The following is a 24,998-nucleotide window of genomic DNA, read 5'->3' as shown; positions in this document are numbered from 1 at the left end:
CCCGTCGAGCGCATGATGCGCGACGCCAAGATCACCCAGATCTACGAAGGCACCAACCAGGTCCAGCGCATCGTCATGGCCCGCAACCTCCCGTAACGACGAAAGAGGGCGCCTTCCCGGCCGGGAAGGCGCCCTTTCTCGTACGGCCAAGGCTCAGCGGTCCGACTCGACCGTGACCTTCTCGTCGTTCTTGATCTGCTCGACGAGCTGCTTCACCTTCGGCATGTCCCACTTGAGGGAGTTCTGCGGCGCGCTGCCCGCGAGCGGCATGTTCATGGACTTGCCGTCGCCGCTGTTGATGCCCTTCATCGCGAAGAACATCTTGCCGAGGTCGTACAGCGACATGTCCTTGTCCACGATCAGCGTGTCCAGACCGGCGCCGAGCGTCGGGTAGAGCGCGAACGGGTTGAGGATCGTGCCCGGCGTCGCCGCCTGGTTGGCCAGGGCGGAGAGGAACTTCTGCTGGTTCTTCGTCCGCTGGAGGTCCGACTGCGCGAAGGCGTACCGGGTCCGGACGAAGGCCAGGGCCTGCTCGCCGTTGAGGGTCTGGGTGCCCGCCTGGAAGTCGGCGCCGGACTTCTTGTCCTTGAAGCCCTTGTCGATGTCCAGCTCGACACCGCCGAGCGCGTCCACGATGTTCGCGAAGCCGGCGAAGCCGATCTCGGCGTAGTGGTCGATGCGCAGGCCGGTGTTGAACTCGACGGTCCGTACGAGCAGTTCGGGACCGTCCATCGCGTACGCCGCGTTCAGCTTGGAGCCGCCGCGCGCCGGGTACGCCTTGCCCGACTCGGAGCCGACGAAGCTGGGGATCGTCACCCAGGAGTCACGGGGGAGCGAGACCATCGTGTTCCCGCTGGAGCAGGCCGCGAGGATCATCATCGAGTCGGTCCGCTTGCCCTCGGCGGAGCCGGTGTGCAGCTTCTTCTTGTCCTCGGCGGACATGCCCTCGCGGCTGTCCGAACCGACGATCAGGTACGTGGTGCAGTCGCCCTCGGCCGGCCGCTCGATGACCTTGGACAGGTCGACCTCGTTGCGCATCTGCGAGCTGGCCCAGGCGTAGGTGCCGACGCCCCAGGCGAGGACGGCCACGACGAGGACGATCGAGCCGACCTTGATGCGCTTGCGCCAGTCCGGGGCGGGCCGCCCGGGACCGCCGGCGCCGGGGCCCGGCGCGTACTGCGGGGGCACCGAGCCGTGCCCTCCGCCCTGCTGGCCGCCGTAGACCTGGCCCGAGCTGTAACCGGAGTCGTAGCCCGCGCCCTGAGCCTGGGTGAAGTTCGGGTTGTAGCCCTGACCCTGGCCCTGGCCGTAGCCCTGCCCCTGCCCCTGGCGCTGGTCGTAGCCCTGGCGCGGCGGCTGCTGCGGAACCTGAGGGCGCTGCACATGGCTCATGCGGCGAGGTCCCTCGGGCTGGGAGTTCGCGTTGCCACGGCCGTAGCCGCCGTCTTCGGGCCAGTCATTCATGTGGACCAGTGTGCCGGGCAGGGCTTTCCGGGCGACAGTCCGGGTGGAAGATAGGACCGGTGCTGTTGCCAAGCTGATGCAAAAGGGACCGAACGGCGACCGCCCCAGGACCCGGCATATGGTGGAGGGCATGACAGATCAGGGCGATATCGCGGGCAAGCCCACCTCCGCCTCCCGCACCACCCTCAGCCACATCATGACGAGCCACGACACCAACCTCCTCGGTACGGTGCACGGCGGCGTGATCATGAAGCTGGTGGACGACGCGGCGGGCGCCGTCGCGGGCCGCCACTCGGGCGGGCCGGCCGTGACCGCCTCGATGGACGAGATGGTCTTCCTGGAGCCGGTCCGCGTCGGCGACCTGCTGCATGTGAAGGCCCAGGTCAACTGGACCGGCCGGTCCTCCATGGAGGTCGGCGTACGGGTCCTGGCCGAGCGCTGGAACGAGTCCACGCCCGCCACCCAGGTCGGCTCCGCCTATCTCGTCTTCGCCGCCGTCGACGCGGACGGCAAGCCGCGGCAGGTCCCCCAGGTCCTCCCGGAGACGGAGCAGGACAAGCGCCGCAACCAGGAGGCCCAGATCCGCCGCACCCACCGTCTGGCCCGCCGCCAGGCGATCAAGGAACTGCGCGAGCGCCGGGCGGCCGAGGGCTACGAGGACTGAGGGCCCACAAGGGACCGGCAGCTCAGGGGCTCACGCTCACGGGCACACCACCCGGTCCCCGGTGACCGCCTCGAACGGCCCCGTGCGCCCCGCTTCCTCCGCCCGGACCGCCCGTACCCCCTTGTAGTCCGCGCCCGCCGTCACCCGCAGCGTCCCGCCCCGGCCCGCCACCGCCCGCAGCTCCGCCCCCGGCAGGGCCGCCGCGAGGGACTTCGCCGAGCGGTCCCAGCGCGGGTCGTACTCGATGAGCGTCCGCGCCCGCTCCTGCCCGGCCCCGGTCATCGGGCTCCGGGTGGTGTCGAAACCGGTGCCGCGCAGCGCGTCGTCCACCTTGCGGCCGAGCCCGTCCGTCCGGGTCCCGTTGTAGACCTGCACGCGGACCGTGCGGGGCGCCACGTCCACGACGACCGCCTTCGGGGCCTTCGAGGAGGACGCGGGCCCGGCCGCGGCCAGCGGGCGGTCGTCGCGGAGCGCCTGGAACAGCTTCTGCGCCTTCGCCGCGTCCCACTTCACCGTCGAGCCGATGCCCTTCACGGGGAAGCTCATGTCCCCGATCGGCACGGACACGAACTCCGAGGACGCCGGGGTGAAGCCGTGCATCGCCTTGGCGAGGGCGAGGAGCTGGTCCGTACCGAACTCCTCGTCGGCCCGCACCGAACTCAGCAGCGTCGTGGCCACCTCGCGGAACCGCACCGGGTTGAGCAGCACCCCGCCGCTGGTCGTCCGCTCGATCAGCGCGGCGAGGAAGCGCTGCTGCCGTTGCATCCGCCCGATGTCGGCGGCCCCGTCGATGTGCCGGGAGCGTACGTACTGGAGGGCCTGGCCGCCGTCCAGCTCATGGGTGCCGGCGGGCAGGTCGAGCCCGGTGTACGAGTCCTTCAGCGGCCGGGTCGTGCAGATCTGCACCCCGCCGACCGCGTCCACGGTCCGCATGAAGCTGGTGAAGTCGACCTCCAGATAGTGGTCGATCTTGACGCCGGTCATGGACTCGACGGTCCGTACGGTCAGCGCCGGCCCGCCCTCGGCGTACGCCGCGTTCAGCTTCACCGGATGGGCGTGGTGCTTCTTCCCGGTGGTCAGGTCGGTGTGCTCGGGCATCTCGGCGTACGAGTCACGGGGCAGGCTCACCACGCTCGCCCGCTCCCGGTCCTCCGAGATGTGCACGAGCATCACGGTGTCGGTGCAGTGGCAGGGAGCGCCGCCGAGCCGGTACTTCGCCTTCTCCTCGGGGGTGATCCGGTCGCGGCCGTCGGTGCCGACGACGAGCACGTTCATCCCGTTCCCGCCCCGCGGCCGGTTCTTCATGTCCTTGAAGGGGTCGACCCGGGTGATCCCGGTGTCCAGACCGGTGACCACGGCATGCCCGATCCCGCCGGCGGCGAGCACCGTCACGGAGAGCGCCGTCGCCATCCGCATCCCCCACCGGGGGCGCCTCCGCCGCCGACGGACCGGTACGCGGCGGGCGGCGGGCCGGGGACGGGGCGTGCGGGGCGGTGCGGGCACGGACGGACACCTCCGCGGGTGTGACAAAGGGAACCGTGAGAACGGTAGGCCCATACGATCAGCGCAAGGGAGCACCACCCGTGCGGCGCGCCCGCTGTCCCCCGTTCGCGGTAACGTGGCGGGCAATAATGCCGTCTCCGGGGGACGACCCCCGAACCCCCGAGGAACCATGCGCCCCGTCTCCGTGATCATGCCGGTCCTCAACGAGGAGCGGTACCTGCGCACCTCCGTTCGTCACATCCTGGAGCAGGAGTACGACGGTGAGATGGAGGTGGTGATCGCGCTCGGGCCGTCCACGGACCGCACCGACGAGATCGCCGCCGAGCTCGTCCGCGAAGACCCCCGCGTCCATACGGTGCCGAACCCGACGGGCCGTACGCCCGCCGCCCTCAACGCCGCGATCAAGGCCTCGCGTCACCCGATCGTGGTACGCGTCGACGGCCACGGCATGCTCTCCCCGAACTACATCGCCACCGCCGTCCGGCTCCTGGAGGAGACCGGCGCGCAGAACGTCGGCGGTGTGATGCACGCCGAGGGCGAGAACGCCTGGGAGGACGCGGTCGCCGCCGCGATGACCTCGAAGATCGGCGTCGGCAACGCGGCCTTCCACACGGGCGGCGGGGCGGGCCCGGCGGAAACGGTCTATCTGGGCGTCTTCCGCCGCGAGGCCCTCGAACAGCAGGGCGGCTACAACGTCGAGTTCATCCGCGCCCAGGACTGGGAGCTGAACTTCCGCATCCGCGAGGCCGGCGGTCTGATCTGGTTCTCGCCGGAGCTGCGCGTCCAGTACCGCCCGAGGCCCTCGGTGAAGGCCCTCGCCAAGCAGTACAAGGACTACGGCCGTTGGCGGCACGTGGTGGCCCGCTACCACCAGGGCTCCATCAACCTCCGCTACCTGGCCCCGCCGGTCGCCGTCTGCGCGATCGTCGCCGGCCTGGTCGTGGGCGCCGTCCTCACCCCGCTCGGCTTCGTGATCCCGGCGGGCTACCTCGCCGCGATCACGGCCGGCTCGCTCCCCGCGGGCAAGGGCCTCCCGCTGAAGGCCCGCCTCCAGATCCCGGTGGCCCTGGCGACGATGCACATGTCCTGGGGCTACGGCTTCCTGACGAGCCCCCGCTCCCTGGCGAAGCGCGTCATCGCGAGCCGCCGCCCGGCGGTACGAGCGGGCGAGACCGAGACGGTCTGAGCCCCCGCGCACGAGCCGCGACACGGCGACGGCCGGACCCCGAGGGGTCCGGCCGTCGCCGTGTGCGGGGGAGGAGCGGTCAGCTCTTGCCGTCCCACCGGTAGACCGAGTAGACGTCCATGCAGGACGACTTGTCGTCGGCGCCGTCGGGCAGATCGCCCGCGACGGTCGTCGGCCTCTTGAACGTGTTGCCCTCGCGCCAGTCCGATCCGATGACGAGCGTGAGGCCCTGCGCCTCGGCGGAGGCGTGGACGGCCGAGTCCGGCAGCCCCAGCGCCTTGGCCACCGACAGGGCGTTCGCCTTGCCCTGGTCGCCGTCCGCCTTGGGGTAGCTGAGCAGGGTGTCCTTGCGGCCGCTGCCCTCCTTGAAGGACTCGGCCCGGGTGAAGCCCTTGCCCCGGAGGACCTCGGTGATCGTGCGGGCGCGGCCCTCGGTGGCGGCCTGGCCGTCGCCGTCGGTGCCGTTCACGACGGTCACGGCGAGGGAACCGGGGGCCTCCGCAGGCGTCTTGGGCTTCGCGGAGACGGTCGCCTTCGGCTTGGCGGCCTTGCCTCCGTTCTTGTCGAGGGCGACGTCGTCACGGAGCATCGTCCACATCTTGTCGGCCGACGACGGGACCATCTCCAGCCACGCGTCCCTGTTCGCCGGATAGGGCGCCGTCGGGACCGTCGCCGTGGTGAGGCGGTCGATCTTCACGTTCTTGAGCTGCATCGCCAGGTCGAAGAGCTTCTTCACGCTCTTGAGCTCGTCGGAGACCTGAAGCGCGTTCGTGGCGGTCTCGGCCAGCCCCGTGAGCCGCCCGGTGTCGGTCCACGCGTTCTGGCTCTGGAGCTTCTTCATCATGCCGTTGAGGTACATGTGCTGGGCCTTGGCGCGGTTCTGGTCGCTGCCGAAAGCGTGCCGGGTCCGCAGCCACTGGAGGGCCTGCTCGCCCTGGACGTCGGTGGTGCCCTCTCTCAGCTTCAGCCCGGAGCCGCCCTTGACCCTGGCGGTGGACTTGTCGTACACGCCGGTCTTGACGCAGACGGGTACGCCGCCGACCTCGTCGGCCATCGCCACCACGCCGGCGAAGTCGACCATCAGCCAGTGGTCGATGTAGACCCCGGTGATGCTCTCCCAGGTGGTGAGGGTGCAGCCGGGGCCGCCGCGCTGGAGGCTCTCGTTGATCGGCCGGTTGGTCGTGGCGGCGAAGGTCTCGCCGTTCTTGTCCTTGCACTTGGGGATCGGGACGACCGTGTCACGGGGTATGGAGACGATCGAGGCGTTCTCGCGGTCCGCCGAGACGTGCAGCAGCATCTGCACGTCGGCGAGCGGCTTGCGGTCCTTGTCGTTCCGGCCGCCGCCCAGGGCGATGTTCTTCTCGTCCTCCCGGCTGTCCGAGCCGATCAGCAGGATGTTCAGCGGGGTGTCGCCCAGCGCGTTCGGCGCCGCCTTCTTCACGCCGCTCTCGCCGCCGGCCCGTCCGCCGCTGCGGATGTTGCCGTTGAGGTGCTCGTAGTACAGGTATCCGGCGCCGGCCGTGCCGAGTATCAGCACCGACATCGTGATCGCCACCCAGCGCAGCACCTTGCGCTTGCCGGCCTTCTTGGCACGCCGGGAGCCGCCGCGGCGGTGGCCCGCCCGGCTGTCGGCCCCGGTCGCCCCGCCGCCGGCCGCCTCGCCGCGCCTGCGTTCGGCGCGGGTCGGTGTGCCGGCCGCCTCGGACTCGTCGGGCGTCTCGCCGCCGGCGCCGGTGGCCTCACCGGCGCCGTACAGCTCGTCGTCCCAGCCCAGTTCACGGGCGCGCGGAACACGTCCCCGTGTTCCCTCCCCACGCACGCTGTTCTGTCCCACCCCAGGTCCCCTCGTCAGTCAGAAGCGCGCCAGGACCCGGTGTTTCCGGGTCACTTGGCGCACACCTGCTTGTCAGCTTCTACTTTTTCGACGTCCGGCGCCTTCACCGGGCCGGTGACGGGCACCCCCGCGCCCTTGAAGTCGGCGCCGAGGACGAGCGTCATGGGCTCGCGTACCCCGGCGTCCTGCGTGCCCGGCTTGAGCGCCGTGGCCGGCAGACCCATCATGTCCGCGAGCTTGCGGGCCTGATCGGCCTGGTTCGGTGCGTAGGTGAGCGTGGTCTTCGCCGCCTTCTCGGGGGCGTTGCTCTTGTTGGTGGAGCGGTTGACGCCCTGCTCGTTCTGCAGCCAGTTGATGGTCGACTGGGCCGCGCCCCGGATGCCGCTGCCGTTGTAGACGTCGACGCGTACGGCGGAGGCCTCGGCGCGCGTCCCCTGGAGGAGCTTCGCCTGGGCCTGAGCCTGGGCGTTCTTGGCGCTCTGCTCCTTCTTCTTCACCTCGGTGAGCGACACGTCGCCCTGGAGCGCGGCGAAGAGCTGCGGTGCCTGTGTCGGATGCGGCACCACGGTGATGGGCTTCGGCTCGTCGGGGTTGTCGATGACCGGGAGCGTCGCGAAGGAGATGTTCTTCGTGTCGATCCCGGCCAACTCCTTGGCCATGTCCTCCAGTTTGCCGAGGGACCCTATGCCCTTGTCGACGGTGAGCGCGCTCGTCGCCGCCTCGGCGAGGTCGTACAGCTTCGTCGGGCTGGTGAGCGTCTCGTTCGACTTCATCTGGCGGATCATGGAGCCGAGGAACTGCTGCTGGACCTTGATCCGGTCGAGGTCGCTCTTGTTGCCGAAGCTGGAGCGGGTACGGACGAAGGCGAGTGCCTTCTCGCCCTCGATGACCGATTCGCCGGCCGGCAGTTTCAGGTGCGACTTCGGGTCGTCGACGGGCTTCTCGACGCAGACCTTCACGCCGCCGACGGCGGTGGTCAGTTCCTTGACGGCGTTGAAGTCGACCATCATGAAGTGGTCGACGGTCAGACCGGTCAGCTCCTTGACCGTGCGCATGGTGCAGCCGGGGTCGCGGCCGTCCTGGCCGAGGCTCACGTTGAAGCGGGCCTTCTCCTGGCCGGGGATGGTGAGGATCTTCCCGTCGCTCTGCCGCGACTGGCACTCGGGGATCGTCGTCATCAGGTCGCGCGGGATGGAGAGCGCCGTGGCGTTCGTCCGGTCCTTGGAGACGTGGAAGAGGATCGTGGTGTCCGCGTGGCCGGGGCTGTTCTTGTCGCCGTAGCCGCCGTTGCCCTCGCCGGTCCGCTTGTCGGTGCCGATGATCAGGACGTTGAAGGCCTCGCCCTTGCGGAAGCCCTTGCTCTCGTTGCCGATGGGGTCGATGACCGCGATGTTGCCGTCGAGCTTCTTGTAGAGCACATACGCCCCCGTCGCCCCGCCGACGAGAACGAGGGCCATCGTGCCGCCGGTCCACAGCAGGACCTTCTTCTTGCGGGACGCGCCCTGCTTGCGCTTGCGGCGGCTCGCGGGGGGCTGTTGGCCTTCGCCGTCCTGGTCGGCGAGCCGGCGGCGGCGCTGGCCGGGGACGGGCGCCTCGACCGGGGTTTCGGCCGGGGTGGGCGCGGGCACGGGTGTGGTGGATCTACGGGTGGCGGACGGAGCCTGCGACTGCCCAGCGGAGTGGTCCAGTCGCAGTTCGTAGTTACCTGTTCGCGGGTTGAGGACCCACTGGTCGGCGGGGTCGATCTCGTCCGCCCGTCCACGGCTGTGCGCGTCCACGGTTACTCGAGTCCTCCGTCGGTGCCACGCGGGGCGCCTCCCCCACAGGGCGCCGCTCTCTCGGTCGTTCGATCCTTGGTGAGTGCGACCACGCGGTCGGGGTGCACCGGATCGCGTCACACTATCGGCCCAGTTCAGCGTGGGGCGACGCTCGTGACAAATTCCACGCCCCTTACAAGCGGGCAATTTGCTCAAACCTCATCCCTCCCCACCCTCCCCTTGGTTCGCCCTTTACCCGCACCCTCCGTGACCCCCTCTAGGAGCACACGCCTTCCGCCGCGCTCCGCCCCGTGAACGTCGGGGTCGCGGCGGGCGTCGGGGTGTCCGCGTCGTCCGGTTTCCCGTCCGGGCCAGGCTTCTTCTCGCCGCCCGGCGTCACCGCCACGGGCTTGTCCTCCCGTAGCTGCTTGAAGAGTTGACTCGCCGCAGGCTGTACCAGTTCATCCCGGTTCGCGTCGTATCGGTAGGAGCGGCGCGGCACCGTGAGGAACTGCACCTTCTCCGTCGGGATCGCCCGCATCGAGCGCGCCAGGTCGTACAGGTCCCGCAGCGAGTCGAGCCCCGGGTCGGTGGTGAGGGACTTGGTGGCCGCGTCAAGAACCGGATAGAGCTTCGTCGGGTTCAGCAGCACCCCGTCGCTCTGCACCTTGTTGACGAGGGCGCCGAGGAACTGCTGCTGGCGGTCCATGCGTTCCGTGTCGCTGCCGTCGCCGATCGACTTCCTGGCCCGTACGAAACCGAGGGCCTGCTCGCCGTGGAGCGTCTGGCGCCCCGCGGGCAGCTTCAGCTTCGCGTCCGGGTCGTTCACCGGCTCCTTGAGGCAGACCTCGACCCCGTCGACCGCGTCCACCATCTTCTTGAAGCCCCGGAAGTCGATCACCATGTGGTGGTCCACCCGGATCCCGGTCAGCTTCTCGACGGTACGGATCGAGCAGGCCGCACCGCCGAACTCGAAGGCCCAGTTGAACTGCGCGAACTGCTCCCGGGTCCGCGTCCCGTCGGGCTTGCGGCAGCTCGGGATCGTCACCATCAGGTCGCGGGGGAGGGAGACGGCGGTCGCGCTCGTCTTCCCCGCCGCGAGGTGCAGCAGGATCGTCGTGTCGGAGCGCTGGGTGCCCACGTCCTTGCCGTACTTGCGGTTCCCGTCCCCCGACCGGGTGTCCGAACCGATGAGCAGGATGTTCCGGGCGGCGGAGGTGCCCGCCGGCGGACGCTCCTTCTCGTACTTCCGCAGTTCGCTCTCGGCGGTGGTGTCCGTGGTGATGTTGCCGTCGAGCTTCCGGTAGAACCACCAGCCGACCCCGGCCGCGGCCAGCACCACGAACGAGACGCCGAGCGCGGTCCACCGCAGCCAGTGGCGTCGGCGCGGCGCCTCCGGAGCACCGGGCGCCGCGTCCTCCGTTGCCGGGGGATCCGGTTCGGCGGGCGTGCCCGCGCGGTCCGTCACGTCTGAGTCCGTCCTTCATGGCGTCGGCGGCGCGCCGGGCGGCAGCCGGTCGTAGAAGGAGACGGCCGAACCCGAGGCATGGTTGTGCGGAAGGAGTCGACTCCTCCCGGCCGATCATGTACCGGACGGGGCACACGGACGCGGGAACCCGGCGCGGCGCTAGGCCGAACGAGGGAGTGAACCGGCGCCCGGGTGCGCGGTGGCTTGTGCCGGAGGCGGCGGGCGGCCGGGCCGGCTCAGAGAGCCGAGTGGGTCACCCGCTCGCTCTCCACCCGCTTCTCCAGGCCCTCGGGCGCGAGCCGGTCCAGGTTCCGGCACAGGACCACCGACGCACCCGCCGCGAGGGGTGCGTACAGACCGGCCGAGAGCCCCTCCCAGTCCCCGTACCCGAGTCCCGAGAGCAGTCGCGAGCCGACGGTCAGGCCGAGCGTCGCCGCGTCCGCGTGCGCCCGCTCGACGAGCCCCGCGCCGTCGCGTTCCGTACCGTCGACGACGAGGGCCGGAGCGCCCGGATCGACCGGCACGAACGGGGCGAAGCGGTCGCCCTGGCTCGGCACCTCGACCGCGTAGTCCGCGTACCCGGCGGGCGCCACGGGGAACCGGCGGCCCAGCGGTGCCAGCGAGAGCGCGATCCGCTCCCCGGAACAGGCGAGGCCCGCCTCCAGCGTGTCGGGACCCGCGACGACGAGGTCCGCGTCGGCCGGGTCGCCGCCGATCTCCACGGTCACCCCGACGGAGGAGCAGGCCAGCAGCCAGACGGCCGTCTGCCAGTGCGCGGGCAGCAGCAGCGCGAGCCGGTCGCCCGGCTCGGCGGACAGTTCGCCCTGGAGCAGGTTCGCCGTCTTGGCCACCCAATTGGCGAAGGTGGCGACGGACAATTCCACCCGCTCACCGGTGGCGTCGTCGTAGAAGGTGACGAAGGGGCGGGCCGGGTCCGCGGCGAGCGCGGATCGCAGCAGGTCGGCGGGGGTGCGGTCGCTGGCGTTCACGCCCGACAGCGTACGCGGACGGCCGTGCGCGGGTCCGCCGTACCGGTGACGCCGTCCACCGGTCGGCCCGACGGGCCGTCAGTTTCCCGGCCGGTTCCCGGCGAGCGGAACGGCCCACGGGTACGCACGATCGGCCCATGCGTGCCTCACTCGCCTCCTCGATCGCCGTCACCTGCGCGGCGGTCCTCGCCCTGCCGGTCTCCCTCGCCGTACCCGCGGCGGCCGTGGTGCCCTCGGCGCTCGGACTGCCACCGGCGGTCTCGGCGCAGCCACCCGCACCCGAACTCCCCGGTTCCACCCAGTCCCTGCCGCTGGCGCCGCTCGGCGGCGCGTCACGGGCCCTGGGCGGCGGGACGGAAAGCTCGGGCGAGCAGGGACTCACCCGACGTGACGTCAGACCCTTCTCGCTCGTCGGCGTCGTCTGGGACGACCCGAAGGCCGTCCTGCACGGCTCCGTGCAGGTCCGCACCCGGGCCACCGGGGGCGGGGCCTGGTCGGAGTGGCAGGACGTCGAGACCCACAACGAGGAGCACGGCGCCGACCCGGGCACGGCCGAGGGCGAGGGCCGCGCGCTCAAGGGCTCCACGGCCCCGCTGTGGGTCGGCGACTCGGACGGCGTGGAGATCCGGGTGCGGGGGGAGGAGACGCTCCCGGCGGGGCTGCGGCTGGAACTGGTGGACCCGGGGGAGGCCCCGGCGGCCACACCGCCGCTGGACACGACGGAGGACGCCGCCGCGCCGGGTACGACGGAGGACGCCGCCGCGCCGGGTACGGCTGACGGCGCTCCGGCACCTCGTACGGCCGAGGGCGCCGCCGACGCGCCCGGTGCGGCAGAGAGCGCCCCCGCGCCTCGTACGGCCGCCCGCGCCCCGTCCGTGACCCGCGCCGCCGCCCTCTCCGTCGCGCCCTCCCCGATCGCCCAGGCCGTCGCCGGCGCCGCCGAGGCCGCCGCCAGCGCGGTCAACGCGCAGCTCGCCCCGTACGGCGCCGCCTGGATCCCGGCGCTGTCGAAGGCGGCGACGGAGCTGACGGTCCAGCACCTGCCGCTCCCGCTCCCGCTGCCGATGTCAGCGGAGGTGAAGGCCCCCTCCGCTCCCGAAGCGCAGTCGGCGCAAGCCGGCGTGGCGGCCTCGAAGCCGTTCATCGGCCCCCGGCCCAAGATCATCACGCGCAAGGGCTGGGGCGCGGACGAGGGGCTCCGCGAGAGGGGCTTCGTCTACACGAGCACCATCAAGGCGGCCTTCGTGCACCACAGCGCGACCGGCAACAACTACACCTGCGGCCAGGCCCCCTCCGTCCTGCGCAGCATCTACCGCTACCACGTCAAGAGCAGCGGGTGGCGGGACTTCGGCTACAACTTCGCCGTCGACAAGTGCGGGAACATCTACGAGGGCCGGGCGGGCGGCGTGGCCAAGCCCGTCCTCGGTGCGCACACCCTCGGGTTCAACACGAACAGCATGGGCATCGCCGTCCTCGGCACGTTCACCCGTTCCAACCCGCCCGCCGCCGTGGTGACCGCCGTGGCCCGCCTCACGGCCTGGAAGCTCGGGCTCCACGGGGTGAACCCGAAGGGGACCTCGTACCTCGTCTCGGGCGGCGGAAACCTGTACAAGAAGGGCACGAAGGTCCGGTTCAACGCCATCGCCGGACACCGTGACGGATTCGCCACGGAGTGCCCCGGCGCACGCCTGTACGGCAAGCTCGGAACCGCCCGCGCGAGCTCGGCGAAGTACCAGGGAAGGCCCTGAGGTGCCGGGGAAGGCGCCGGGGACGGCACCGGGGAAGGCGGGATGAGGTCGCGGATGGGGCCATCGGGGCAACCATCTGCATAAACTGACCGGTCATATCGCACGGACGACCGAGCCGGGCGAGCTGACCGAGCCCCGAACAGGAAGCAGAGACGACAAGGTGACAGAAGCGATCCTCCTGGTCGGTGGCAAGGGAACACGGCTGCGACCGCTCACGGTCAACACGCCCAAACCCATGGTCCCGGCGGCGGGCGTCCCCTTCCTGACGCACCAGCTGGCCCGTGCCCGCGCCGCCGGCGTCGAGCACATCGTGCTCGCCACCTCCTACCTCGCCGAGGTCTTCGAGCCGCACTTCGGTGACGGCTCGGCCCTCGGCCTGAGCCTGGAGTACGTGACCGAGGAGGAACCGCTCGGCACCGGCGGCGCGATACGCAACGTGGCCTCCCGGCTGCGCTCGGGCCCCGACGAACCGGTCCTCATCTTCAACGGGGACATCCTCACGGGCCTCGACATCCAGGCCCTCGTGGCCACCCACTCCTCCTCCGGCGCGGACGTCTCGCTGCACCTCACCCGGGTCGAGGACCCGCGCGCCTTCGGCCTGGTCCCCACGGACGCCACCGGCCGCGTCACGGCCTTCCTGGAGAAGCCGCAGACGCCCGAGGAGATCGTCACCGACCAGATCAACGCGGGCGCGTACGTCTTCAAGCGCTCGGTGATCGACTCGATCCCGACCGGCCGCCCGGTGTCGGTCGAGCGCGAGACCTTCCCGGAGCTCCTGTCCTCCGGGGCCCACCTCCAGGGCATGGTCGACTCCACGTACTGGCTGGACCTCGGCACCCCGCAGGCCTTCGTACGCGGCTCCGCGGACCTGGTCCTGGGCCGCGCGCCCAGCCCGGCGGTCCCGGGCCGCTGCGGCGACCGCCTGGTCCTGCCGACGGCCCGCGTCGCCCCGGACGCCAAGCTGACCGGCGGTACGGTCGTCGGCGCGGACGCGGTGGTCGGCGAGGGCGCCCGCATCTCCGGCTCCACGCTGCTCGCGGGCGCGGTCGTCGAAGCGGGCGCGGTGATCACCGACTCCCTGATCGGCGCGGGCGCGCGCATCGGGGCGCGCACGGTCCTCACGGGCGCGGTCATCGGCGACGGGGCGCAGGTCGGCGCCGACAACGAACTGAGGGACGGTGTCCGCGTCTGGTGCGACGCGACCCTCCCGGCGGCCTCGGTCCGCTTCTCGTCGGACCAGTAACCCGCGCACCCCGCCCGCCCGGGCCGGCGCGCCCCCGCGCCGGCCCCGCTGCGTGCCTGCGCCCCCCCCGCTGAGGGCGGCGCGCAGGCCCACCGGGCTACGCTCATACCATGGCCGGCCGCTTCCCCCTCGAACTCACCCGCACCACGGTCCGCGGCGGCCACACCCCGGTCCCGGTCCCCGTCCCCGTCATGGACGCGGCGCCCACGGAAGACCTCGCCGATGACGAGAACCTCACCGAGGCCGCCCCCCTGGACCTCGGCCTCATCCTCGGCCCCCTCCGCCGCGGCCCCGCCGACCCCACCTTCCGCGTGACCCCCGACGGCTCCGTCTGGCGGGCCAGCCGCACCCCCGAGGGCCCCGGCACGCTCCGGATCCGTGCGACCGGTACGGGTGCGGAGTCGGAGGCGTGGGGCCCGGGAGCCGCCTGGCTCCTGGACCGCCTCCCGGCGCTCCTCGGTGCCGAGGACGACCCGGCCGCCTTCGTCCCCCGCCACAAGCTGCTCCTGGCGACCCACCGCCGCCGCCCGGGCCTGCGCCTCACCCGCACCGGCCTGGTCCTCGAGTCGCTGATCCCGTCGGTCCTGGAGCAGAAGGTCACGACGAACGAGGCCTACGGGTCGTGGCGGCTGCTCGTACGGAAGTACGGCGAGCCGGCCCCGGGCCCGGCACCGGACGGCATGCACGTCATGCCGGACGCGCGCGCGTGGACGCGGATTCCGTCCTGGGAGTGGCACCGCGCCAACGTCGACGGCAAACGCGCGGCCACGATCGTCCGCGCGGCGAGGGTGGCGGCCCGACTGGAGGAGGCCGCGCGCATGGACCCGCCGGCGGCACGCGCGCGCCTGGAACTGATCCCGGGCATCGGCCCCTGGACGAGCGCCGAGACCATCCAGCGCAGCAACGGAGCCCCCGACGAGGTCACCACCGGCGACCTGCACCTCCCGGGCATCGTCGGCTGGGCCCTCGCGGGCGACCGTACGGCCGACGACGAGGCGATGCTGGACCTGCTGGCCCCGTACGCGGGCCAACGCCACCGCGCGGCCCGCCTCATCCTCCTCAGCGGCCGGGTCCCGCCCCGCAGGGCACCGCGGATGACGCCGGGCGACATCACCGGGATCTAGCGGTACGGGGCCGCTACCGCTACTCGGAATCCGGGTGCATCTGCACCCACCGGCCGCCGATCGACTTCATCTCCACGCCGTAGTACGGCTGGGGCCGCGCGGCGGGGGAGACCCCGGACCGCCCCCGACTCCGCCCCGCGGAGGACGCCCGCTCGGTGACCGCCTTCTTCGCGACCGCCTTCTTCACCGGCACCGGCTTCCCGGCCACCTTCTTGGCAGCCGCCTTCTTCGCGGCCACCGGCCTCCCGGCCTTGGCCGGTGCCGTCCCCTTCGCCGCCGTCCCCTTCGCCGCCGTCAGCTTCGAGGCCGCCCCCGACCTCTGCGCGTCCCGCTTGCGCAACTGCTCGATCCTGCGCGGCATCTCGCCCCGGCTCATCGGCTTCGCGGGCTTCGGAGCCGCCGCCGCGGCGGCAGCGGCTGCGGCGACCGTGACGGGCACCCCCGTCACCGGGCGGCAGGCGCGGTGCGCCGGCCGCCCGGCACGGACGAGGACGAGCTTCTTCGGGGAGACCGGCATGGCGCAGACGATGCGGCACCTGAGATTCGAGGTGTTGGACGTGGACATGGCCCCCCTGTCGCACTTGGCCGAGACGGCAGGACAGTTGCCCGCCCCCGCCCGGGACCAGGCCCTTCGGCCTGCCCGGGCGTCGCAGCCAGCCCGCGCCCCCTCAGCGCACCTCGACGAACTCCGAGGCCAACCGCGCCGCCCGGTCCCTGGGCGCCCCCGCCGCATGCCCGATGGCCACCGCGCCCAGCGGGTCCCACCCGGCCGGCAGGTCGAGGACCTCCCGTACGACGTCCCGGCAGAACATCGTCGAGGACACCCACGCCGAGCCCAGCCGCTCACCGGCGAGCGCCACCAGGAAGTTCTGCACGCCCGCGCCCGCCGCCACCACGAACATCTCGCGCTCGGCGGCGTCCCGGCGCGGGTCGCCGTAGTGGTGGGAGCCGTCCATGACCAGACAGGGCACGGCCAGGTAGGGCGCGTTGCGCAGGACGTCCCCGCGCCGGACCCGCTTCGCGATGGACTCCTCGGACTTCCCGTCCCGCCGCAGGTCCGCGATCCACGCGTCCCGCATGGCGTCGAGCAGCCGCACCCGCGAGGCCGCGGACTCCAGGAGCACGAACCGCCACGGCGTCGTGTGGTGCGGGGCAGGTGCGGTCACGGCCGCGGCGACCGCACGCCGTACCGCCCCCGGGTCGACCGGCTCGTCGGTGAACTCCCGTACCGTCCGGCGCAGCGTCACCGCCTCCCGTACGGCCTCCGACGTACCGAGCCGGAACATGTCGTCGGCGGCGCCGCGCACCAGCGCCCGCGCCCCCGGTTCCTCGTCCCCGGCCACCACGTGCGGCAGTCCGCGGACGACGGCGACAGGCAGGCCGTTCGCCTTGCCCTTCACCAGGTCGCCGGCGGCGGCGAGTTCGTCGGCGGTGGCGACCACGGTCGCGCTCAGCGGATTGCCGTACGCGTCGGTCCCGCCGCGCAGGTCGTCGAGGACCCGCACCCCGGCCGCCCCGATCGCGACATCGGTGAGTCCGCTGCGCCAGGGCCGTCCGAAGGTGTCCGTGACGACGACGCCGACCTCGACACCGAGCGCCTCGCGCAGCCCCGAACGGATGCGGCGCGCCGAGGCGTCGGGGTCCTCGGGCAGCAGCAGCACGGTCCCGGCGGGGGTGTTGGAGGCGTCGACCCCGGCGGCGGCCATGACGAGCCCCTGCCGGTTCTCGACGATCCGGAGCGGACCGCGCCGGGCCACCACCCGTACCGTCTCGGCGTCGATGGCCTCCTCGCGGTCGTCGGCGGCGATCACCCGCCCCTCGGCCTTGCTCACGATCTTGGACGTGACGAGGAGGACGTCCCCGTCGACGAGTTCCGGCGAGACGGAGGCGATCAGCTTGGCCAGGTCGTCACCGGCCGCGACCTCGGGCAGTCCGGGCAGCGCCCAGACACGGTAGGAGGGCGGTACGGCGGTCACCCGCGGACCTCCTCGGCGAGCGCCAGGGCCTCCCGCGCCATCGCGGCGGTCGCCTCGACGTCGGTCATCATCAGCGGCACCGCCCGGCAGCGGATGCCCGCCGCCTCGACGGCCGCGACCGCGCTCGCGTCGACGGTGTCGACGAGCCAGCCGTGGACGAGTTCGGAGCCGTAGTTCTCGGCGACGGACGCCGCCGTGGACTCCACGCCGACCGCCGCGAGGACCTTGTCGGCCATGCCGCGCACGGGCGCGTCCCCGACGATGGGGGAGAGGCCCACGACGGGCGCCCCGGCCGCGACGATGGCGTCACGGATGCCGGGCACGGCGAGGATCGTCCCGACGCTGACGACGGGGTTGGACGGCGGGAAGAGGATGACGTCCGCCTCGGCGATGGCCTCCAGGACGCCCGGCGCGGGCTTCGCGGCCTCGGCGCCGACCGGCACGATCGCCTTCGCGTCCACGGAGGCGCGCAGCTTCACCCAGTACTCCTGGAAGTGCACCGCGCGCCGCTCGCCGTCGACCTCGATCGCCACATGCGTCTCGACCCGGTCGTCGGACATGGGCAGCAGGCGTACGCCGGGCTGCCAGCGGGCGCACAGCGCCTCGGTGACGGCGCTCAGGGGGTAGCCGGCGCCGAGCATCTGCGTACGGACGATGTGGGTGGCGAAGTCCCGGTCGCCGAGGCCGAACCACTCGGGTCCGACCCCGTACGCCGCGAGCTCCTCCTTGACGGTGAAGGACTCGTCCGTACGTCCCCAGCCCTGCTCCTCGTTGATGCCACCGCCGAGGGTGTACATCACCGTGTCCAGGTCGGGGCAGACCTTCAGCCCGAAGAGATGGATGTCGTCACCGGTGTTGCCGATGACCGTGATCTCCGCGTCAGGCGCGGCCTGCTTGAGGCCGCGAAGGAAACGGGCACCACCGATGCCGCCGGCCAGAACCACAATGCGCATGGACGGCAGTCTGTCAGGCGGTCAGCCGACGACGACCCCAGGGGCGGCCGGGGCGCCGGACGCGTCAAGGGCGGCGGAGGCGCCGGACGCCTCCGTCCCGACCGGAGCGCACTGCTCGCGCAGCGACTCGTGCATCGGCATCTCGGTGAGGCCGGGGAAGTAGACGTGCAGGCTGACGGCCGGTTCGAGGGAGTCGTTGACGACCTCGTGGACGTAGCCGGGCGCGAACACCCGCTCCCCGCCCGGCGCCAGCGTCCGCCCGCCCCGGTCCGTACGCTCCGTCAGCTCGCCCTCAAGGACGGTCAGCACGCCGGAGGAGAGGCCGTGGTCGTGGAGCCCGCTGCCCTGGCCCGGCACCCAGGAGAGCAGCCACACCTCGTAGCCGGGGCCGGTGCGGAGCCGGTGGTACCAGCGGGTGGTGGCGTCGTACTCGACGTACGGGGCCCACTGGGCGCGGTCGGTGGCGATCGAGCGGGCGAGGCCGGCGAACTCGGCCACCGTCTCGGGATGGGCGCGCTCGGGCTGGAGGAGGTGCGGGACCTCGAGGATGTCGCCGGCGATCTGAAGGTCGCTGTCCATGTTCATGGGTGGGGAGGTTCCTCAGCAGAAACAGAAGCGGTGGGGTCACGGAAGAGAGGTGACGCGAGTGACGCTGGGAGAAGTAGCCGGAGCTCTACGGCATCAACAGCTGGAACAGCAACAGCAACAGCGCGCCTGGACAGCGCGGCGGAACCCACGGCTGTGGGTCGCGGCGGGCGCTGTGGTCGCTGGCATGCCACCAAAGGTGGCCGGAAGCGCACCCGACTGTCAACTCAATGCCCGATTTGGGGGCAATGTTTCACCTCATCCGGTTACAGTGCTCGGAGAAAGGTTTGTTCAGACTCGGACCAGGCAACATGGCGCTGCAACCGCGCCCGTAAACATGGCCGGTCCGTGATCGGGCTGTGATCCGGATCGCTTCCATGGCTGGATCGCAACAGGATCCGAGTCTCGGACGTCCTTTCTCGTGAGGGTCGCGCGGCGCACCCAGGTCGGTGGCATGTGTCACGTTTTTGGTGATTTGAACACTTTCCGCATAGGCTTGGTTCCGCAGAGTGAATACGGGGCCCAATAGCAGATCTCCGCTTGACTCGCGCAGAGCACGAACTTGTAATTTCACTCGTGTCGTTCGGCCGGGTTCGCAACGGCAAGACCACGGGGACGCACAGAACAGACGAGGGGCGCACATGACCGAGTTGTTCCAGGAACTGCTGGTCGAGGACGCGGACGAAGAACTCGGCTGGCAGGAGCGCGCGCTGTGCGCCCAGACCGATCCCGAGTCCTTCTTCCCCGAGAAGGGCGGCTCGACCCGCGAGGCCAAGAAGGTCTGCCTCGCCTGCGAGGTCCGCTCCGAATGCCTCGAATACGCCTTGCAGAACGACGAGCGCTTCGGCATCTGGGGCGGTCTCTCCGAGCGCGAGCGGCGCCGCCTGAAGAAGGCCGCCGTCTGAACGGCGGGAGACCCGCCGGGCCCCGCGCGCCACTGCGCGCACACCGGAGACAGGCAGACCAGGCGAACGGTCCGCCCCCTGTGCTTCATCCACAGGTGGCGGACCGTTCTGCTTGTTTTGTACGGAAAGCCTTCCGGAGCCCTTCCGCCCGCTCTGTCCACAGGGCGTCGGACCGCTCCGCGCACAGCCGTTAGTGTGGGCCTCCGTCCGAGACGCACCCCACGCCCCCCGCGGGCGACCCCGGCCGGAGGGCCCGTAGCTCGATGTCCTCAACTCCTGAGTTTCCGCGACACGTCGTCACCGCCGTGCTCGTCACCCACGACGGCGCCCGCTGGCTGCCGGACGCCCTCGCCGGGCTGCTCGCGCAGGAGCGCCCCGTGCAGAACGTGGTCGCGGCCGACACCGGCAGCGCCGACGACTCGGCGCAGCTCCTGGCCGACGCCGTCGGCGCCGACCGCGTCCTGCACCTCGCGCGCCGCACCGGCTTCGGCGCCGCCGTCGAGGAGGCCGCGCGCACCGCGCCCGTGCTCGGACCCGAGGACCTGGCCTATCTGAAGCGCCCCAGCGGCTGGGACCCCGTCAGCCGCACCTGGGACGACGGCGCCTACGACCTCCCCGAACTCCCGCACGGCGAACCGGTCCAGTGGCTCTGGCTCCTCCACGACGACTGCGCCCCCGAGCCCGGCGCCCTCGCCGAACTCCTGCGCGTCGCCGACTCCGACGCGGACGCCGCCGTCATCGGCCCCAAGCTGCGCGGCTGGTACGACCGGAAGCAGCTCCTGGAGACCGGCGTCTCCATCGCCCGCAGCGGTCGCCGCTGGACCGGGCTCGACCGCCGCGAGCAGGACCAGGGCCAGCACGACCAGGTCCGCTCCGTCCTCTCCGTCTCCACCGCCGGCATGCTCGTCCGCCGCGACGTCTTCGAGGAACTCGGCGGCTTCGACCGCCGGCTGCCCCTCATGCGCGACGACGTCGACCTGTGCTGGCGCGCCCACTCCGCCGGCCACCGCGTCCTCATCGCCCCCGACGCCGTCCTCCGGCACGCCGAGGCCTCCGCCCGCGAGCGCCGCACCGTCGACTGCGCCGGCCGGACCGCCGCCAACCCGCACCGCGTCGACAAGGCCGGCGCCGTCTACACCCTCCTCGCCAACACCCGGGGTGCCGCCCTCCCGTACGTCCTGCTCAGGCTCGTCCTCAGCACCCTGCTCCGCACCCTCGCCTACCTCGTCGGCAAGGTCCCCGGCCAGGCCGTCGACGAGGTCATGGGCCTCCTCGCGACCCTGCTGCGGCCCGAGAAGATCCTCGCCGCCCGCAAGCGCCGCAAGAACCCCGAAGTCCCCGCGAGCGAACTCCGCCCGCTGTTCCCGCCGCCCGGCGCCACCGTCCGCGCCGCCGTCGAGCAGTTCACCGCCAACTTCGGCGGCTCCGAGGCCGAGTCCGGCGGCTCCCGCCACGGCGTCATCGAGTCCGGCCCCGGCGGCGACGACGCCGACTACCTGGAGATCGAGCAGTTCGCCCGGCTCAAGAAGATCGCCCGCAAGCCCGGCCCGGTCCTCTTCGCCCTCCTGCTCCTCATCTCCCTCGTCGCCTGCCGCAACCTCTTCGCCGGCGGCTCCCTCGCGGGCGGCGCCCTGCTGCCCGCCCCCGACACCGTCTCCGGCCTCTGGTCGCGGTACGCCGACAGCTGGCACGCCCTCGGCACCGGCGGCACCCAGACCGCCCCGCCCTACCTCGCCGTGCTCGCCGCGCTCTCCGCGCTCTTCCTCGGCTCCACCTCCACCGCGCTGACCCTGCTGCTCGTCTGCTCGGTCCCGCTCGCCGGCTTCACCGCGTACTTCGCCGCCCGGGGCATCGTCGAGTCCCGGCTGCTCCGCGCCTGGGGCGCCATCGCCTACGCCTTCCTGCCCGCCGCCACCGGGGCCCTCGCCACCGGCCGGCTCGGCACCGCCGTCCTCGCGATCCTGCTCCCGCTGATGGCCCGCGCCGCCGTCTCCGCCCACGGCTTCAACCGGCCCGACCGGGGCAGCTGGCGCGCCACCTGGGCGTACACCTTCCTGCTGACCTTCGCGACCGCGTTCACCCCGGTCGTCTGGCCGCTCGCCGTCCTCCTCGGCATCGGCGTGCTCGTCGTGCGCCGCTCCGACATCACCGCCTACGGCCTGCGCTTCCTCGCCGCCGTCGGCACCCCGCTGCTCGTCCTCGCGCCCTGGTCGCTCACCCTCCTCACCGACCCCGCGGCCTTCCTGCGCGAGGCCGGCCTCGACATCCGTACGGGCACGGCCACCGCGCTCGACCTGCTCGGCACCAGCCCCGGCGGCCCCGGCACCACCGGCGGCCTCCTGCTGGCCGGTCTCGTCCTCGCCGGCCTGGCCGGACTGCTCCGCGAGGAGCGGCAGCTCGCCGTCCGGGCCGCCTGGGCCGCCGCCCTCGCCGGCCTCCTCTTCGCCGCCCTGTCCAACGGCGCCGGCGGCACCGGCTGGGCCGGACCCGCCACCCTCGTCTACGGCGCCGCCCTCATCGCCGCCGGCATGATCGGCGCCGAGGGCGGACGCACCCGCGTCGCCGCCCACGGCTTCGGCTGGCGCCAGCCCGTCGCCGCCCTCATCGCCCTCGCCTGCGCCCTCGGCCCGGCCGTCGCCGCCGTCGGCTGGATGATCGGCGGCGCCGACGGCCCGCTGACCCGGCGCGACCCGGTCCAGGTCCCGGCCTTCGTCGCCGAGGAGAGCGCCACCCGCGACCAGCCCCGCACCCTCGTGCTCGGCGCGGGCGCGCCCGGCGAGGTCGCCTACACCCTGGTCCGCGGCTCCGGCGCCCGCCTCGGCGACGCCGAACTCACGGCGGCGGCCGAGGGCGACCCGCGCCTCGACGACGTCGTCGCCCACCTGGTCGCGGGCTCCGGCGCCGACCAGACGCAGGAACTCAGCGGCTACGCGATCCGCTACGTGCTCGTGCGGGACGGGGCGCCGCGCCAGATGAGCCGCGTGCTCGACTCCACCCCCGGGCTCAGCCGCCTCAGCCAGCTCGACGGCAGCGCGCTCTGGCGCGTGGACCGAGAGATCGCCCGCGTGATGATCGTCCCGCCGGCCGCCAAGACGACCGGGGGAACGACGGAGCCCGCCAAGGGATCCGAGCCGGTCGCCGTCGCCGCGGGCCCCGTCGAGGCGCACACCACGGTCCCCGCCGGCCCCGCCGGCCGCGTCCTGCGGCTCGCCGACCGCGCCGACGAGGGCTGGACCGCCACCCTCGACGGCCGGGAACTCACCCGCACCACCGTCGACGGCTGGGCCCAGGGCTTCGAACTCCCCGCCCAGGGAGGCCGCCTCGACCTCACGTACGACCAGCCGCTCACGCACACCGCGTGGATCTGGGCCCAGGTCGGACTCGCCGTCGTCCTGCTCGTGCTCGCCCTGCCCGGCCGGCGCCGTGAGATCGACGACGACCTGCCGGAGGAGGAGCTCGCCATCCCCGCCCAGGCGACCGAGGGCGACGGCCGCCGCGCCCGCCGGCTCCGCGCCGCCGCCGAGGCGGAGGCCGAGGCCGAAGCCGGGACCGCCCAGGAACAGGAACAGCAGCCGGATCAGGAACCGGCCCCGATCCCGGAGCAGCAGTCGTACGAGCCCCAGGAGTGGGACGGCAACGGCAACGGCAACGGCAACGGCAACGGCAACGGCTACGACCCCGCGTACGCCCAGGCCCAGGGCCAGGCCCAGGATCAGCAGGCGTACGCCGAGCAGGGCTACTACCAGGGTCAGCAGGAGTACACGGCCGACCCGTACCAGCAGCAGCCGTACGCGTACCCCCAGCAGGGCTACGACCAGCAGCAGCCGTACGGGGACCAGCCCGCCTACGAGCAGCAGGCCGGTTACGGCCAGCAGTACGACGGACAGCAGCAGCAGACGTACGACGGGCAGCAGCCCCCGTACGACCCGCAGCGGTACGACCCGTACAACTACGGCTACGGATACCCCCAGGGCCACGAGCCCGAGCAGCGTCCCGACGGGAGCAGCACCCAGTGAAGCGCACGACCCTCTCCCTGATCGCGGGCGCCACGGCCCTCGCCGCCGTCACCGGCTTCGCCTCCCTCACCACCCCGGACGGCCCGGCGGCCCCCGAGGCCAAGGCCGCCACCCGCCTGCCGGTGCAGCGCGCCGGCCTGGTCTGCCCGGTGCCGAGCACCTCGGAGGTCGCCGAGACCCTGTACACCTCGTACACCCCGCCGAGCACGATCGCGGGTACGGGCGCGGCGAAGGGCGGCGGGTCCGGGAAGACCGAGCAGCCCACCGCCCAGCTGCGGCCCGCCGTGAACACGACGACCTCCGGCGGCACCGCCAAGGGCGGCAAGAAGGCCAAGGCCCCCAAGGCCCCGGCCACCGTCACCGCCCCGGGCAAGCCGGTGACCGCCGAGGCGGACGGCTCCGCCGTGCCCGCCCTGACCGGCGCGGCGACCGGCACCCTCGCCCCCGGCTGGACCGTCCAGCAGACCACCGTCGTACCGGCCGGCGGCGCGCGCGGCCTCCTCGGCCTCGGCTGCGGCGCCCCCGACACCGACTTCTGGTTCCCGGCCGCCTCCACCGCCAAGGAACGCCAGGACTACGTCCACCTCACCAACCCCGACGACACGGCCGCCGTCGTCGACATCGAGCTGTACGGCCCCGAGGGCGCGCTCAAGTCCCAGTTCACCGAGGGCATCCCGGTCCCCGCCCGCTCCACGGTCCCGGTCCTCCTGCCCACCCTCACCGGCGAGGCGGCCCAGCAGGACGTCACCGTCCACGTCAGCACCCGCAGCGGCCGGATCGGCGCCGCCATCGCCGCCGCCGACGAGAAGCTCGGCAGCGACTGGCTCCCGGCCGCCGCCGACCCGGCGAGCAGCGTCGTGCTCCCCGGCATCCCGGGAGACGCGACCTCGGTACGCCTGGTGGCCTTCGTCCCCGGCGACGACGACGCCGACCTCAAGGTCCAGCTGGCCACCACCAGCGGCACGATCGTCCCGGCCGGCACCGACACCCTCCATGTGAAGTCCGGGATGACGTCCTTCGTCGACCTGCCGGGCCTCACCCGGGGCTCGGCGGGTTCGCTGCTGCTCACCCCGAGCGACCCGAAGAAGGCGACGCCGGTCGTCGCCGCCCTCCGGGTGGTCCGCGGCAAGGGAGCGGACACCGAGATCGCGTTCCTGCCGGCGACGGCCCCGGTCGTCGCCCGCGCGACGGTCGCCGACAACCGGGCCAAGGGCTCCACGCTCTCCCTGACGGCGCCCGGCGCGGCGGCCCAGGTCAAGGTCACGGCCTCGGCCGGTTCGGGCGGGGGCACGCCGGTGTCGAGGACGGTCACGGTCAAGGCGGGCACGACGCAGGCCGTCACCGACCTGGTCCCGGAGGGCCTCAAGGGCTCCTACGCGCTGACCGTGGAACCGGTCTCGGGCGGCAAGGTGTACGCGTCGCGGACCCTGGCGCTGCCGCTGGACGGCACCCCCATGTTCACGATCCAGACGTTCGTCGACGATCGGGGCACGGTGGAGGTCCCGGCGGCCCGCCAGGACCTCGGAGTCCTGGACTGACGAACGGCCGCCCCCGTACGACGTGCCCGACCGGGAGGGGTGGGC

General features: G+C 72.6%; 19 protein-coding genes. 9 read left to right on the top strand and 10 right to left on the bottom strand.

Annotation, left to right across the window (positions count from 1 at the left end; translation table 11 throughout):
• Window positions 1-96, top strand: a 96-nt coding sequence (locus ABT154_RS33210; RefSeq protein ID WP_157849844.1) for an acyl-CoA dehydrogenase family protein, incomplete at its 5' end; no start/stop codon positions are given.
• A gap of 57 nt (window positions 97-153) precedes the next feature.
• Here ABT154_RS33210 and ABT154_RS33205 read toward each other — a convergent pair.
• Window positions 154-1,464 (bottom strand): LCP family protein, encoded by a 1,311-nt coding sequence (locus ABT154_RS33205; RefSeq protein ID WP_351862002.1) that lies wholly within the window; start codon window positions 1,462-1,464, stop codon window positions 154-156.
• Window positions 1,465-1,594: 130 nt separating this feature from the next.
• Here ABT154_RS33205 and ABT154_RS33200 point away from each other — a divergent pair, with 130 nt between their 5' ends.
• Window positions 1,595-2,128 (top strand): acyl-CoA thioesterase, encoded by a 534-nt coding sequence (locus ABT154_RS33200; RefSeq protein WP_317877820.1) that lies wholly within the window; start codon window positions 1,595-1,597, stop codon window positions 2,126-2,128.
• Window positions 2,129-2,164: 36 nt separating this feature from the next.
• Here ABT154_RS33200 and ABT154_RS33195 read toward each other — a convergent pair whose 3' ends face one another.
• Complete coding sequence (locus tag ABT154_RS33195; RefSeq protein ID WP_502969660.1) at window positions 2,165-3,685, bottom strand: LCP family protein; 1,521 nt, start codon at window positions 3,683-3,685, stop codon at window positions 2,165-2,167.
• 61 nt (window positions 3,686-3,746) lie between these two features.
• On the opposite strand from ABT154_RS33195, the gene ABT154_RS33190 reads away from it, so the two are divergent.
• The gene (locus tag ABT154_RS33190) at window positions 3,747-4,817 is read left to right on the top strand and encodes a glycosyltransferase family 2 protein (RefSeq protein WP_502969659.1); all 1,071 of its coding nucleotides are present in this window, start codon (window positions 3,747-3,749) and stop codon (window positions 4,815-4,817) included.
• Between the two features lie 79 nt (window positions 4,818-4,896).
• Here ABT154_RS33190 and ABT154_RS33185 read toward each other — a convergent pair whose 3' ends face one another.
• The 4 genes from ABT154_RS33185 to ABT154_RS33170 all read right to left on the bottom strand — a co-directional run bounded on the left by ABT154_RS33185 (window position 4,897) and on the right by ABT154_RS33170 (window position 10,865).
• The gene (locus tag ABT154_RS33185; protein WP_502969658.1) at window positions 4,897-6,651 is read right to left on the bottom strand and encodes an LCP family protein; all 1,755 of its coding nucleotides are present in this window, start codon (window positions 6,649-6,651) and stop codon (window positions 4,897-4,899) included.
• A gap of 50 nt (window positions 6,652-6,701) precedes the next feature.
• Window positions 6,702-8,429: an LCP family protein gene (locus tag ABT154_RS33180; protein WP_351861996.1), complete on the bottom strand. Its 1,728-nt coding sequence runs from the start codon at window positions 8,427-8,429 to the stop codon at window positions 6,702-6,704.
• 256 nt (window positions 8,430-8,685) lie between these two features.
• Window positions 8,686-9,876 (bottom strand): LCP family protein, encoded by a 1,191-nt coding sequence (locus tag ABT154_RS33175; protein WP_351861994.1) that lies wholly within the window; start codon window positions 9,874-9,876, stop codon window positions 8,686-8,688.
• 236 nt (window positions 9,877-10,112) lie between these two features.
• On the bottom strand, window positions 10,113-10,865 hold the full coding sequence (locus ABT154_RS33170; RefSeq protein WP_351861992.1) for a TIGR03089 family protein: 753 nt from the start codon (window positions 10,863-10,865) through the stop codon (window positions 10,113-10,115).
• A gap of 137 nt (window positions 10,866-11,002) precedes the next feature.
• On the opposite strand from ABT154_RS33170, the gene ABT154_RS33165 reads away from it, so the two are divergent.
• The 3 genes from ABT154_RS33165 (at window position 11,003) to ABT154_RS33155 (ending at window position 14,980) form a co-directional block, all read left to right on the top strand.
• The gene (locus ABT154_RS33165; RefSeq protein ID WP_351861990.1) at window positions 11,003-12,613 is read left to right on the top strand and encodes a peptidoglycan recognition protein family protein; all 1,611 of its coding nucleotides are present in this window, start codon (window positions 11,003-11,005) and stop codon (window positions 12,611-12,613) included.
• Window positions 12,614-12,773: 160 nt separating this feature from the next.
• The gene (manB, locus tag ABT154_RS33160) at window positions 12,774-13,856 is read left to right on the top strand and encodes a mannose-1-phosphate guanylyltransferase (protein ID WP_351861988.1); all 1,083 of its coding nucleotides are present in this window, start codon (window positions 12,774-12,776) and stop codon (window positions 13,854-13,856) included.
• Between the two features lie 110 nt (window positions 13,857-13,966).
• Window positions 13,967-14,980 carry a DNA-3-methyladenine glycosylase family protein gene (locus ABT154_RS33155; protein ID WP_351861986.1) on the top strand — a complete coding sequence of 338 codons (1,014 nt, stop codon included), beginning with the start codon at window positions 13,967-13,969 and terminating at the stop codon, window positions 14,978-14,980.
• A 19-nt stretch (window positions 14,981-14,999) separates the two neighbouring features.
• Here ABT154_RS33155 and ABT154_RS33150 read toward each other — a convergent pair whose 3' ends face one another.
• The 4 genes from ABT154_RS33150 to ABT154_RS33135 all read right to left on the bottom strand — a co-directional run bounded on the left by ABT154_RS33150 (window position 15,000) and on the right by ABT154_RS33135 (window position 18,494).
• The gene (locus ABT154_RS33150; protein ID WP_351861984.1) at window positions 15,000-15,497 is read right to left on the bottom strand and encodes a hypothetical protein; all 498 of its coding nucleotides are present in this window, start codon (window positions 15,495-15,497) and stop codon (window positions 15,000-15,002) included.
• Window positions 15,498-15,648: 151 nt separating this feature from the next.
• The gene (locus tag ABT154_RS33145) at window positions 15,649-16,956 is read right to left on the bottom strand and encodes a coenzyme F420-0:L-glutamate ligase (RefSeq protein WP_351861982.1); all 1,308 of its coding nucleotides are present in this window, start codon (window positions 16,954-16,956) and stop codon (window positions 15,649-15,651) included.
• Window positions 16,953-17,909 (bottom strand): 2-phospho-L-lactate transferase, encoded by a 957-nt coding sequence (gene cofD, locus ABT154_RS33140; protein ID WP_351861980.1) that lies wholly within the window; start codon window positions 17,907-17,909, stop codon window positions 16,953-16,955. Before cofD ends, ABT154_RS33145 begins: the two co-directional genes overlap by 4 nt.
• A 21-nt stretch (window positions 17,910-17,930) precedes the next feature.
• A complete protein-coding gene (locus ABT154_RS33135) occupies window positions 17,931-18,494 on the bottom strand; it encodes a cysteine dioxygenase (RefSeq protein WP_351861979.1) in 564 nt (187 codons plus the stop codon).
• Between the two features lie 641 nt (window positions 18,495-19,135).
• Between ABT154_RS33135 and ABT154_RS33130 the strand changes: the two genes are divergently transcribed.
• The 3 genes from ABT154_RS33130 (at window position 19,136) to ABT154_RS33120 (ending at window position 24,953) form a co-directional block, all read left to right on the top strand.
• The gene (locus ABT154_RS33130) at window positions 19,136-19,399 is read left to right on the top strand and encodes a WhiB family transcriptional regulator (RefSeq protein ID WP_015033978.1); all 264 of its coding nucleotides are present in this window, start codon (window positions 19,136-19,138) and stop codon (window positions 19,397-19,399) included.
• Window positions 19,400-19,662: 263 nt separating this feature from the next.
• On the top strand, window positions 19,663-23,415 hold the full coding sequence (locus ABT154_RS33125; protein WP_351861977.1) for a glycosyltransferase family 2 protein: 3,753 nt from the start codon (window positions 19,663-19,665) through the stop codon (window positions 23,413-23,415).
• Window positions 23,412-24,953: a DUF5719 family protein gene (locus ABT154_RS33120; protein WP_351861975.1), complete on the top strand. Its 1,542-nt coding sequence runs from the start codon at window positions 23,412-23,414 to the stop codon at window positions 24,951-24,953. The genes ABT154_RS33125 and ABT154_RS33120 overlap by 4 nt, the downstream gene beginning before the upstream one ends.
• Window positions 24,954-24,998 lie beyond the last annotated feature (45 nt).

It is taken from the genome of Streptomyces sp. NPDC001728 (assembly GCF_040297565.1).
In the GTDB taxonomy this organism is placed as follows: Bacteria; Actinomycetota; Actinomycetes; order Streptomycetales; family Streptomycetaceae; genus Streptomyces.
This window is presented reverse-complemented; position numbering and strand designations above follow the sequence as displayed.